10 protein-coding genes are annotated in these 12,441 nt (G+C 63.4%); 5 read left to right on the top strand and 5 right to left on the bottom strand.

Annotated features, from left to right (window positions below):
• Positions 1–48: 48 nt before the first annotated feature.
• Complete coding sequence (gene recG / locus B0G80_RS19030; RefSeq protein ID WP_258878908.1) at positions 49–2,535, bottom strand: ATP-dependent DNA helicase RecG; 2,487 nt, start codon at positions 2,533–2,535, stop codon at positions 49–51.
• 147 nt (positions 2,536–2,682) lie between these two features.
• Here recG and queA point away from each other — a divergent pair, with 147 nt between their 5' ends.
• The 5 genes from queA (at position 2,683) to secF (ending at position 8,751) form a co-directional block, all read left to right on the top strand.
• The gene (gene queA, locus B0G80_RS19025) at positions 2,683–3,741 is read left to right on the top strand and encodes a tRNA preQ1(34) S-adenosylmethionine ribosyltransferase-isomerase QueA (RefSeq protein ID WP_116119003.1); all 1,059 of its coding nucleotides are present in this window, start codon (positions 2,683–2,685) and stop codon (positions 3,739–3,741) included.
• A 103-nt stretch (positions 3,742–3,844) separates the two neighbouring features.
• Positions 3,845–5,059: a tRNA guanosine(34) transglycosylase Tgt gene (tgt, locus tag B0G80_RS19020; RefSeq protein WP_116119002.1), complete on the top strand. Its 1,215-nt coding sequence runs from the start codon at positions 3,845–3,847 to the stop codon at positions 5,057–5,059.
• 209 nt (positions 5,060–5,268) lie between these two features.
• Positions 5,269–5,598 (top strand): preprotein translocase subunit YajC, encoded by a 330-nt coding sequence (gene yajC, locus B0G80_RS19015; protein WP_007179286.1) that lies wholly within the window; start codon positions 5,269–5,271, stop codon positions 5,596–5,598.
• 117 nt (positions 5,599–5,715) lie between these two features.
• Positions 5,716–7,782, top strand: coding sequence for a protein translocase subunit SecD (gene secD, locus B0G80_RS19010; RefSeq protein ID WP_106281921.1), 2,067 nt, complete (start codon positions 5,716–5,718; stop codon positions 7,780–7,782).
• Positions 7,783–7,800: 18 nt separating this feature from the next.
• Complete coding sequence (secF, locus tag B0G80_RS19005) at positions 7,801–8,751, top strand: protein translocase subunit SecF (RefSeq protein ID WP_106281923.1); 951 nt, start codon at positions 7,801–7,803, stop codon at positions 8,749–8,751.
• Between the two features lie 131 nt (positions 8,752–8,882).
• On the opposite strand, the gene B0G80_RS19000 is transcribed toward secF, so the two are convergent.
• The 4 genes from B0G80_RS19000 to B0G80_RS18985 form a co-directional block, all read right to left on the bottom strand.
• Positions 8,883–10,160, bottom strand: a complete 1,278-nt coding sequence (locus tag B0G80_RS19000) for an MFS transporter (protein WP_116119758.1) — start codon at positions 10,158–10,160, stop codon at positions 8,883–8,885.
• 279 nt (positions 10,161–10,439) lie between these two features.
• Entirely contained in the window at positions 10,440–11,009 is a 570-nt protein-coding gene (locus tag B0G80_RS18995; protein WP_116119001.1) for a YceI family protein, read from the bottom strand.
• A gap of 67 nt (positions 11,010–11,076) precedes the next feature.
• A complete protein-coding gene (locus B0G80_RS18990; protein ID WP_116119000.1) occupies positions 11,077–11,640 on the bottom strand; it encodes a YceI family protein in 564 nt (187 codons plus the stop codon).
• Between the two features lie 8 nt (positions 11,641–11,648).
• The gene (locus B0G80_RS18985; protein WP_116118999.1) at positions 11,649–12,209 is read right to left on the bottom strand and encodes a cytochrome b; all 561 of its coding nucleotides are present in this window, start codon (positions 12,207–12,209) and stop codon (positions 11,649–11,651) included.
• Positions 12,210–12,441: the final 232 nt, after the last annotated feature.

The following is a 12,441-nucleotide window of genomic DNA, read 5'->3' as shown; positions in this document are numbered from 1 at the left end:
AGGAAAGGCCAACACCAAAAAACCGCCGACCAAGCAAAAACCCCACCTTCAAGCCTTCAAAAACTGCTCCCGCGCGCCAAGCCAGCGCGCCAGATGCTGCAACACGACCTCTGGAAACTTCTCAAGCAAAACCGCCGCAGCCTCCCGCGCAGGCTCAATCAACCATTGATCATTCTGAAGATCAGCAAACCTCAACATCGCCGCGCCCGACTGCCGCGCCCCTAAAAACTCCCCCGGCCCACGAATCTCGAGATCCCGTCTGGCGATCTCAAACCCGTCAGTGGTCTCCCGCATTGTCTGAAGCCGCGCCCGCGCAGTCATCGACAAAGGCCCGGTATAGAGCAACACGCAAACCGAAGCCGCACTCCCGCGCCCCACCCGTCCCCGTAACTGATGCAACTGCGCAAGCCCAAACCGCTCCGCATGCTCGATCACCATCAACGACGCGTTCGGCACATCGACGCCCACTTCGATCACCGTCGTCGCCACCAGCAGCTGCACCTCGTTGCGCGTGAACGCATCCATCACAGCCGCCTTTTCAGCCGGCGCAAGCCGCCCATGCACGAGACCGACATTCAGTTCGGGCAACGCGGCCACCAGCGTCTCATACGTCTCGACCGCGGTCTGCAACTGCAAGGTCTCGCTTTCCTCGATCAACGGGCACACCCAGTACACCTGGCGCCCCGTCAACGCAGCCTCGCGCACGCGTGCGATCACCTCCTCGCGCCGTGCGTCGGACACCAGCTTGGTCAGGATCGGCGTGCGCCCGGGCGGCAATTCGTCAATGGTCGAGACGTCGAGGTCGGCGTAATACGTCATCGCGAGCGTGCGCGGAATCGGCGTCGCCGACATCATCAGTTGATGCGGCTGGAAGTTGCGTGCGCCGTCGGCGGCATTCAGCGCCTTGGCGCGCAGCGCGAGCCGCTGCGCGACACCGAAGCGGTGCTGTTCGTCGACGATCACCAGCCCGAGGCGCGCGAACTCGACCGCGTCCTGAATGATCGCGTGCGTGCCGATCACGAGTTGCGCCGTGCCGAGCGCGGCGGCTTCGATCGCGGCGCGCTTTTCCTTGGCCTTCAGACTGCCGGCCAGCCACGCGACGCTCACGCCGAGCGGCTCCAGCCAGCCGCGCAGTTTGCGCGCGTGCTGTTCGGCGAGGATTTCGGTCGGCGCCATGAGCGCGGCCTGGTAGCCGGCGTCGATGGCCTGGGCGGCGGCCAGCGCGGCGACGATCGTCTTCCCGCTGCCGACGTCCCCCTGCAAAAGCCGCTGCATCGGATGAGGCTGCGTCAAATCAAGCGCGATCTCGCCGCCGACGCGCTCCTGCGCCGCCGTCAGCGAAAACGGCAGCGCCTTCAGCAGACGCGCCACCAGCGCGGATTCGTCGCCCAGCTTGCGGCGCGGCATAGCCGGCGCCGCGCGGGTGCGGCGTTCGTCGTGCGCGCGCTTGAGCGACATCTGCTGCGCAAGCAATTCCTCGAACTTGATGCGCACCCACGCGGGATGCGTGCCGTCGATCAACGCGGTCTCGTCCGACTGAACGCCCGGATGATGCAGCGTGCGCACGGCGTCCATCAGCGACGGCACGCCGAGCGGTTCCATAAACGTCCGCGCGACCGATTCCGGCAGCAGCTCCGGCAGCGACGTGCGCGACAGCGCGTTGTCGATGGATTTGCGCAGATACGCCTGCGTCACGCCCGCGGTGCTCGGATACACGGGCGTCAGCGCCTGCGGCAGCGGCGTGTCTTCGTCGACCAGGCGTACGGCCGGATGCACCATCTCCATGCCGAAGAAACCGCCTCGCACGTCGCCGCGCACCCGCAGCCGCGCGCCGATCGCCATCTGCTTGACCTGCGAGCCGTAGAAATTCAAAAAACGCAGCACGAGTTCGTCGCCGGCGTCGTCGCGCAGTTTCACCAACAACTGACGGCGTGGACGATAGGCGATCTCGTTGTCGAACACCACGCCTTCGGTCTGCGCAATGCCGCCCGGCAGCAGATGCCCGATCGGCGTCAGCGAGGTTTCGTCCTCGTAGCGCATTGGCAGATGCAGCACGAGGTCGATGTCGCGCGTCAGGCCGAGTTTGGCGAGCTTGTCGGCGGTTTTGTCCGCGGGTTTGGCGGGGGATTTCGCGCCGGACTTCGCTGCGGATTTTGCGGCAACCTTGGGGCCGGGCTTGCCGGCGGGCCTGTCGCCGAATATGTCGGCAGGCTTGCCGGCGTGTGTGTCACCGGACGGATCCGCAGGGCCATCGACGCCCTCGCCGCCGGATGGGTCAGCGAGGCTTTTGGCGGACTCGCCGCCAGATGCGTCAGCGGCGCTTTTGGCGGACTCGCCGCCAAGCTCGTCGACAGGCTTGCCATCAGATTCGCTGCCTTGTCGCGCGGCTTTTCCAGCGCTCAGCCCAACGTCCGCGCCGACACCCTGGCCCGCGTCGCTCACTCCCGCCACCGCCTTGCCGCGCGAGACGCGGCGCCTGGGTTCGGCGCTCACTTCATCGGTAACGGAGGGCGATCGGCGGTCGGACAATGGCATGGGCTGCTTCGCAAGTACAATATCGGCTGTCAAAGGGTTCGGCGCCATACAGCGCGCGGGCTCGCGGGCCGCTCTGGCGTCCCGCAATCATAGCCGCCCGGCTCCGGCTTCGGCTCAATTCAGTTCATTTCGCTTCCAGTCGTTCGTATGTTGACGCTTTCCGATTTCGATTTCGATCTGCCTCCCGAGCTGATCGCGCAAGTCGCGCTGCCCGAGCGCAGCGCCAGCCGTCTGCTCGAGGTGGATCACCCGGCCGACGCCACCGGCCCCGCGCGCCTGATCGACCGCCGTTTTGCCGAGTTGCCCGAATGCATCACGGCCGGTGATCTGCTGGTCTTCAACGATACCAAAGTCCTGAAGGCGCGCTTCCTCGGCCAGAAGGCCAGTGGCGGCAAGATCGAAGTGCTGGTAGAGCGCCTCACCGGCGAGCGCACGGCGCTCGCGCAGATCCGCGCGAGCAAGAGCCCGCAGCCGGGCACCACCATCCGGCTGGCGGATGCATTCGACGTCACGGTCGGCGAGCGCGTCGAGCCGTTCTACACGCTGCATTTCCCCGACGATTGTCTGACGCTGATCGAGCAGTTCGGCCGGCTGCCGTTGCCGCCGTACATCGAGCACGATCCCGACTCGACCGATGAAACCCGCTATCAAACGGTGTTCGCGCAGAATCCCGGCGCGGTCGCCGCGCCCACGGCCGGCCTGCATTTCGACAACACGCTGCTGGCCCGCCTCGACGAAAAAGGCGTGGAGCGCGCGACGCTGACGCTGCACGTCGGCGCGGGCACGTTCCAGCCGGTGCGAGTCGAGAATCTCGCCGAGCACAAGATGCACAGCGAGTGGTATCACTTGCCGCAATCGCTCGCTGACAAGATCGCGGCGACGCGCGCGCGCGGCAACCGCGTGATCGCGGTGGGCACGACCTCGATGCGCGCGCTCGAAGCCGCCGCGCGCGACGCCGAAGCCACAGGTCGCCCGTTGGCCGCAGCCAGCACGGAAACCGACATCTTCATCACGCCGGGCTATAAATTCCGCGTGGTCGACCGGCTCGTCACCAATTTCCATTTGCCGAAATCCACGCTGCTGATGCTCGTGTCGGCTTTCGCGGGCGTCGAGACGATTCGCGAAACCTATCGCCATGCGATCGAGCAGCGTTACCGCTTCTTCAGCTACGGCGACGCGATGCTGCTCACGCGGCGCGACGTCTGATCGACGTCCACGAAAATTTTCGCAGTTCCAGGCCGCCGCGAACCTCTCCGCCGGCGCTCAACATTTGCGCCGGACTGTTTTCCGGTAGCACAGGAGTTTTTTCATGACCAACGGTCAATCCGTTAGCACGCGCGCCGACCATGGCGCTTACCTCGGCGATCACGTTCGCCCGGAAAACGGCCTCAATTTCGAACTGCTCGGCGTCGACGGCCTGGCCCGCCGCGGCCGCGTCACGCTGAATCACGGCGTGGTGGAAACGCCGATCTTCATGCCCGTCGGAACCTACGGCACCGTGAAGGCCGTGCAGCCGCGCGAGCTTAAAGAAATGCACGCGCAGATCATCCTCGGCAACACCTTCCACCTGTGGCTGCGCCCGGGCCTCGAAACGATCGAGGCGCACGGCGGTCTGCACGGCTTCATGGGCTGGAAAAAGCCGATCCTCACCGACTCGGGCGGCTTCCAGGTGTTCTCACTAGGCGATCTGCGTAAGATCACCGAAGATGGCGTCACGTTCGCGTCGCCGATCAACGGCGACAAACTGTTTCTGTCGCCTGAAGTGTCGATGCAGATCCAGAAAGTGCTGAACTCCGACATCGTCATGCAGTTCGACGAATGCACGCCGTACGCGACCAATAACGTGCCGACCTCGCACAAGGAAGCGGCCGATTCGATGCGCATGTCGATGCGCTGGGCGCAGCGCTCCATCGACGAATTCAGGCGGCTGGGCAATCCCAACGCGCTGTTCGGCATCGTGCAAGGCGGCATGTTCGAGGACCTGCGCGACGAGTCGCTGGCGGGCCTCGCCGAGAAGGATTTCCACGGTCTCGCGATCGGCGGTCTGTCGGTCGGCGAACCGAAGGAAGACATGATGCGCGTGCTGAACCACATCGGCCCCAAGTTGCCGGCCAACAAGCCGCACTACCTGATGGGCGTGGGCACGCCGGAAGATCTGGTGGCGGGCGTGGCCGCCGGCGTTGACATGTTCGATTGCGTGATGCCGACCCGCAATGCGCGCAACGGCTGGCTGTTCACGCGTTTTGGCGACGTGAAGATCCGCAACGCGGCGCATAAAAATTCGCTGCGCCCGCTCGACGAGCAGTGCGGCTGCTACACCTGCCGAAATTTCACTCGCGGCTATCTGCATCATCTGCATCGAGTAGGGGAAATCCTCGGTGCGCAATTGAATACGATCCACAACCTGCACTACTACCTTGAACTGATGCAGGAAATCCGCGACGCGATCGACGCGAAAATGTTCGAGGCTTTCCGCAAACGCTTTCACGAGAACCGCGCGCGCGGCACCGCCGAGGCGCCGTAACGGCGCGGGAGAACGGATTCAGCCGAAGAATCCGTCCACCTCGCCGGGAAAACCTTACAATTGTCTTTCGATGGCGGCGGTAAAAACGGCAAAGCAGGCTTTAAACGGTTGATCCCAAAGCCGATTCGCCGCGCCGACGCGCGTCGGGCCGGTGGTAGAATAACCGGCTGATTTTTTTGATCGTTTTGACTTATAACGGAGAGACCAACGTGTCGTTCATTTCCAATGCCTTCGCCCAAGGCACAGCAACAGGTGGCATTGAATCGAACCTGATGAGCTTCCTGCCGCTGATCCTGATGTTCGGCGTGCTGTACTTCATCATGATTCGCCCGCAAATGAAGCGCCAGAAGGAACATCGCAACATGCTCGCCGCGATGGCCAAGGGCGATGAAGTGGTGACGAATGGCGGCATCGTCGGCAAGGTGACCAAGGTGGGCGAAGCCTACGTCGGCGTCGAAATCTCGGAAGGCACGGAAATCACCGTGCAAAAAGCGTCGGTCACGACGATTCTCCCGAAGGGCACGATCAAGTCGCTGTAAGGCCGAATCTCTCGCGTCCGGCGCGGCCTCGCCGGCAGTTCACGCAGCACACCGTGAACCGCCCGCGCTCATCGCCGGACGCATCGCTTCCAAGCCAACCTTCCCGTTGGACCACTCATGAATCGTTACCCCCTCTGGAAATACGCCGTGATGCTGGTGGCTCTGGTCATCGGCCTCGTGTACACGCTGCCCAACCTGTTCGGCGAAGCGCCGGCGGTGCAGGTGTCGAGCGGCAAGGCAACGGTCAAGCTCGACTCGACCACGCTGTCGGCTGTCGAAGCCGCGCTCGCCGCGAATCAGATCAAGCCGGACGACGTCACGTTCGACAACTCGGCGACCAACGCGAACATCCGCGTGCGTCTGCCGGACACCGACACGCAACTGCGCGTGAAAGATCTGCTGCAGAAGTCGCTGAACAGCGATCCGACCGACCCGCAGTACATCGTCGCGCTGAATCTGCAAAGCGCGTCGCCGCGCTGGCTGACCGCCTTGCACGCGCTGCCGATGTACCTCGGTCTCGATCTGCGCGGCGGCGTCCACTTCCTGCTGCAGGTCGACATGGCCGGCGCGCTGAACAAAAAGCTCGATTCGGACGCTTCGGACGCGCGCACGCTGCTGCGTGACAAGAACATCCGCGACGGCGGCGTGAACCGCGTGAACCAGTCGGTGGTGATCAATTTCGCCGACCAGGCCACGGCGGACAACGCGTCGAAGCAATTGAGCCGCGGCATCGCCGAACTCCAGTGGGCCTCGCAAGCCGGCCCGGACGGTGGCGTGCAACTGGTCGGCACGTTCACGCCGGCAGTGCAGAAAGCCGTGCAGGACGCCGCGCTCAAGCAGAACATCACCACGCTGCACAACCGCGTGAACGAACTCGGCGTGGCCGAGCCGGTGATCCAGCAGCAAGGCGCCGACCGCATCGTGGTCGAACTGCCGGGCGTGCAGGATACGGCGAAGGCGAAGGACATCATCGGCCGCACGGCAACGCTCGAAGCGCGCCTCGCCGATCCGGTCAACACGCATCCGAATCCGTCCGATCCGGTGCCGCCGGGCGACGAACTGTTCACGCAAGGCAACCAGACGCCGGTGCTGCTGCGCAAGCAGATCATCTTCACGGGCGACCGGATCATCGACGCGTCGGCGGGCTTCGACGAACATCAACGCCCTTCGGTCAACATCCGTCTGGATTCGGCCGGCGGCCGCGCGGTGGCCAGCATCTCGCGCGACAACATCGGCAAGCCGATGGCCATGGTGCTGTTCGAAAAGGGCAAGGGCGAAGTGCTGACGGTGGCAACCATCCAGTCGGAACTGGGCGACCGCTTCCAGATCACCGGCCAGGCCACGCCGCAAGGCGCCGCCGATCTCGCACTGCTGCTGCGCGCCGGTTCGCTGGCCGCGCCGATGGACATCATCGAAGAACGTACGATCGGCCCGAGCCTCGGCGCAGACAACATCAAGAAGGGCTTCCACTCGGTGGTGTGGGGCTTCGCGGCGATCGCCGTCTTCATGATCGCGTACTACATGCTGTTCGGCGTGATCTCCATGATCGGCCTGTCGGTCAACCTGCTGCTGCTGATCGCCGTGCTGTCCATGCTGCAAGCCACGCTCACCTTGCCGGGTATCGCCGCTATCGCGCTCGCGCTCGGTATGGCGATCGACGCCAACGTGCTGATCAACGAACGCGTGCGTGAAGAACTGCGCAACGGCGCGCCGCCGCAACTGGCCATCCAGAACGGCTACGCGCACGCCTGGGCGACGATTCTCGACTCGAACGTCACCACGCTGATTGCCGGTATCGCGCTGCTCGCATTCGGCTCCGGCCCGGTGCGCGGTTTCGCGATCGTGCACTGTATCGGCATTCTGACGTCGATGTTCTCGGCCGTGTTCTTCTCGCGCGGCATCGTCAATCTCTGGTACGGCGGCAAGAAGAAGCTGAAGTCGCTGGCCATCGGTCAGGTGTGGCGTCCGGATACGGCGCCCGCCGGCTCGGCTGCCTACCTCGGCAGCGAAGACGCCGCGACCGACACGGCGCAAGCCGTCGCCGCGGTCGCCGCCAAGCCGTCGAAGGCCAGGGCCGCCGTCGCGCAGGCACGCGCCGGCAAGCCGACCGTGCGCCGCCGCAATGCGCCGGGTTCGTCGCCGGGTTCCTCGAGCACGCCGCAGAAACCGGGTTCGTCCCGCTGAGTCCCGGAGAACAAGACCATGGAATTTTTCCGTTTCCGCAAAGACATTCCGTTCATGCAGCGCGCGTTGATTTTCAACGCGATCTCGCTGCTGACGTTCCTTGCCGCTGTGTTTTTCCTGCTGCATCGCGGGCTGCATCTGTCGGTGGAGTTCACCGGCGGCACCGTCGTCGAAGTGCAGTATCCGGGCGCCGCGCCGCTCGAACCGGTGCGCGCTACGCTGGGCAAGCTCGGTTACGCCGACGCTCAGGTGCAGAACTTCGGCACCTCGCGCGACGTGCTGATCCGCCTGCCGCTCAAACAGGGCTATACGTCCGCGCAACAGAGCGATCAGGTGATGACCGCGCTGAAGGCCGACACACCGCAAGTGCAATTGCAACGCGTCGAGTTCGTCGGCCCGCAGGTCGGCAAGGAACTCGCCACCGACGGCCTGCTCGCGCTCGCCTGTGTGGTGGTCGGCATCGTGATCTACCTGTCGTTCCGCTTCGAATGGAAGTACGCGGTGGCCGGCGTGATCGCGAACTTGCACGACGTGATCATCATTCTCGGCTTCTTCGCGTTCTTCCAGTGGGAGTTCTCGCTGTCGGTGCTGGCCGCGGTGCTCGCGGTGCTCGGCTATTCGGTGAACGAGTCGGTGGTTATCTTCGACCGGATTCGTGAGACCTTCCGCCGCGAGCGCAAGCTCACCGTGATCGAGGTGATCAACCACGCGATCACCAGCACGATGTCGCGAACCATCATCACCCACGGCTGTACGCAGATGATGGTGCTGTCGATGTTCCTGTTCGGCGGCCCGACGCTGCACTACTTCGCCTTGGCGCTGACGGTCGGTATTCTGTTCGGTATCTACTCGTCGGTGTTCGTCGCCGCGGCGCTCGCCATGTGGTTCGGCGTGAAGCGCGAAGATCTGATCAAGGACAGGAAGGATCGCACCGACGCGGACGATCCGAACGCAGGCGCGCAAGTCTGATTCTGGTGTAGTTTCAGACCTCGCAACGCAAAAGGCCGGTTCATTATGAACCGGCCTTTTGCGTTTACCGCCGCCCTTCTTCTTCGCCGTCGCGCCGCCCTACATCAGAGCGAGACGGCACAGCGCCCGCTTCAGCGAAAACCAAGCTTGCGACGCGCCGCCATCAGCGCGACAAGACTCACGAGCGCGGCGAAAATCAGGTAGTAACTCGGCGCGGCCTTCGAGCCCGTCGCGCTGATCAGCCACGCGATGATGAACGGCCCGAAGCCGCCGAAGATCGTCACGGCAATGTTATAAGCCAGCGACATGCCGGTGGTACGCGTCTGCACCGGGAACATCTCCGAAAGCAGGCCTGGCAGCGCCGCGAAGTAACCGGTCATCAGAAAGCCGAACACGATCTGCATGGTGATCAAAGTGCCGAAAGTCGGATGCGCAACCAGGTACACGAAGGCCGGGTAGATGAGCACAAGCAGCAGCAGCGCCGAGATCAGCATGATCGTGGTGCGCCCATGCCGGTCCGACAGATGGCCGATCAGCGGCGAGAACACCATCTGAATCAAGCCGGTCAGCGCAATCGCCGCGAACGCCACCGAAGGCGCCAGTCCCAACTGCTTGACGCCGAACGTCGGCATGAACAGTACAAGATACGTCGACACCGTGCCGAGCACGACCACGCCAATCGCAATCAGCAGGCGCAATTTCTGACCCGTGAAGGTATCGCGCAGCGGCGTCTCGGTGGTTTCGGCCGCGAGAAACTCGGGCGTCTCGTCGAGCTTCGTGCGGATGTACCACGCGACCGGACCGATCAGCAGACCGAAGATGAACGGCACGCGCCAACCCCAGGCACCCATCTGTTCCGGTGACAGTTTGCCGGTGAGCAGTACGCCAAAACCGGCGGCAAGCAGCGTGGTCAGCCCCTGGCTCGCCACCTGCCAGCTCGCAAAAAAGCCGCGCCGGCCCGGCACGTGTTCCGCGAGAAACGCGGTGGCGCTGCCGAATTCGCCGCCCGCCGAGAAACCTTGCATCAGACGCGCCAGCACGAGAATCACCGGCGCCGCGAGGCCGATACTTTGATAGGTTGGCAGAATCGCGATGATCAGCGTGCCGCCCATCATCAGCAGGATCGAGAGCGTAAGCGCCGCCTTGCGGCCGGCGCGGTCGGCATACGCGCCGATCACGACTGCGCCGAGCGGCCGCATGAAGAACGACACGCCGAACGTGCCGAGCGTGAGGAGCAGCGAGACCGTGTCGTTACCGGCCGGGAAAAACAGCTTCGCGATGATCACCGCGAAAAAACCGTACACCACCAGATCGAACCATTCCAGCGCGTTGCCGATCGAGGCCGCGACCACCGCGCGCCACGAATTCTGCCGGCTCCCCGCCAGGCTTGCTGCTGTCGTTGCGTTCATGCAGATCTCCGATTCGCGCGAAATATTATTCATGTTGGCATTACGCCTCAAACGCCCGACTGGATGCGCGCGCAACCAGTACGGTGCCTGCGCTCTATGTACCCGAAAAAATAAACCGGCGCGAGTGCGGAATTGCGCGATGCCGCTGCGTAAGGCATTCAGCGTTTCAAACGGGCAACAAAAAACCGCTTCGTCGCGAAAGCGAACGAAACGGTTTTTTTTGTTGCGACGCAACGGCGACGCGATTGAAGACCTTGAATCAAACGCCCATGAAAGCGCTTATTGCTTGATGCCTTCGGATTGAATATGCAGCTTGGTGTCCATGCTGAAGCCGTACTTGGAGCCGAAATCCATGCCGTAGTCGGCGCGGCTGAAATGCGCGCTCGCTTCCACGCCGCACACTTCGCGCTTGAGCACCGGATGCTGCATGCACTTGAACGACTCGATCTTCAGATTGAGCGGCTTGGTGACGCCGTGCATGGTCAGGCTGCCGACCACTTCGACCGGCTTGTCGCCGTCGAACTTGATATCGGTGCCTTTATAAGTCGCCGACGGATACTTGGCGACGTCGAAGAACTCGTTCGACTTCAAATGCTCGTCGAGCTTGCCGTTGCCCGTATCGATCGACGCAGGATCGACCGTCACGTCTACCGTGCCGGTTTTCGCCGCGCGGTCGAGCGTGACCGTGCCCGAGCTTTTGGTGAATTTGCCGCGCCACACCGACATGCCGCCGAAGTGATCCGCCTCGAAGCTCGGATACGTGTGGGTGGGGTCGAGCTGATAGGTATCGGCGGCCGCGAACGCGCCGAACGAAACAGTCGAAGCCAGCGCGCCGACGGCGATCAACATGGATGTTTTCAATTCACGCTCCTAGGTTCTTGAAGAAAGCTGCCGCGCCCGAACGGGGCGGCGACCATCACTTATGTGCTGCAACGATATGAAATTTGATGACCACTTCGTCGGCGACTACCGAGGTGTCTTTCCATTCCCCGGTGCCGATGTCGAATTGCGAGCGCTTGATCGGCAGTGAACCGTCGAAGGTTTGCACGGCGCCCTGCTGGGTCACCGTCACCGGCACCACCACCGTCTGCGACTTGCCCTTGATGGTCAGCTTGCCCGTCACCTTGAACTGGTTGCCGCCGGCCGGCGCGATCGCGCTCGAGACGAACGTGGCGCTCGGATAGGTCTTCGCGTCGAACCAGTCCTTGCCGCGCACCTGGTCGTTGTAGCTTTCGTCGCCGAGATCGTAGCTGGCCACGTCGATGCTGAGCTGCGCGGTGCCGTCGGCCGGTTTTGCCGGATCGAACTTGATCTGCGCGGTGAACTTGCCGAACTTGCCTTCCACCGGCACGTTCATCTGCTTCGAGGTGGCCGTCACCGAACTCTTCGCAACGTCGACTTGCGCCAGGGCGCTGCCTGCCACCGTCAGCGAGGCCGCGGCGAACGCGGCGAGCATGTAGCGATAAAACGAAACCTTCATGGTTGTCCTTATTTGAGGAAAGGGAGCATGCGTGAGAGCAGACCGTCGCGGTCCAGCCATTGATGCTTGAGCGCGGCCACAACGTGCAACGCGACCAGCACGAGCAAGGTGTAATTCAGCGTGATATGCACGTTCTTCAGCAGTTCCTTGAGATGCGGATCCGGCGCGATCAGGCGCGGCAGCGGAATCAGCCCGAGGTACACCACCGGGATGTTGGCCGCCGAGCTGTACAGATAGCCCGAGGCGGGAATCGCGATCATCAGCGCATACAGCAGCAGGTGCACGAGATGCGCCGCGCCGCGCTGCCAGACCGGCATGCGGCGCGGCATCACGGGAGCCGCATGCGTGGCGCGCCACAGAATGCGCAGGACGGCGAGCACGAACACGGTCACGCCGATCCATTTGTGCCACGAGAAGTACTTCAGCTTGGTGGGCGTGAAGCCGGGAATATCGGTCATCACCCAGCCGAGCGCGAAGCCGCACACGATCAGCAGCGCGATCAGCCAATGCAGGGCGATGGCAGTCCGCGTGTACGACTCGCGGCTGGCGAACGAAGGATTGAGTGCCATGACAGGTCAACGCAAGCTAAGAGAGGTTAACGGCGCAGCCCGCACTGCTATTCCAGCGTTCGATGCACATGGCATCGACGCGTATCACGGGACCATGCCAGTTGCGGCACGCGCCAAGGCGGCCATGCTACCCCAACCGGAAAAAACTGGCTGCGGGCCGCTGGCGCACCGCGGATCGGCAGTTCCTTCGCCCACGTCGCCGGCATTGAACAATTGGGGACGGAGGCTGTCA

The organism is Paraburkholderia sp. BL6669N2 (assembly GCF_003387275.1).
Classification (GTDB): Bacteria; Pseudomonadota; Gammaproteobacteria; order Burkholderiales; family Burkholderiaceae; genus Paraburkholderia.
The sequence above is the reverse complement of the archived record's forward strand: the minus strand, read 5'-3'. Positions and strand labels throughout refer to the sequence as shown.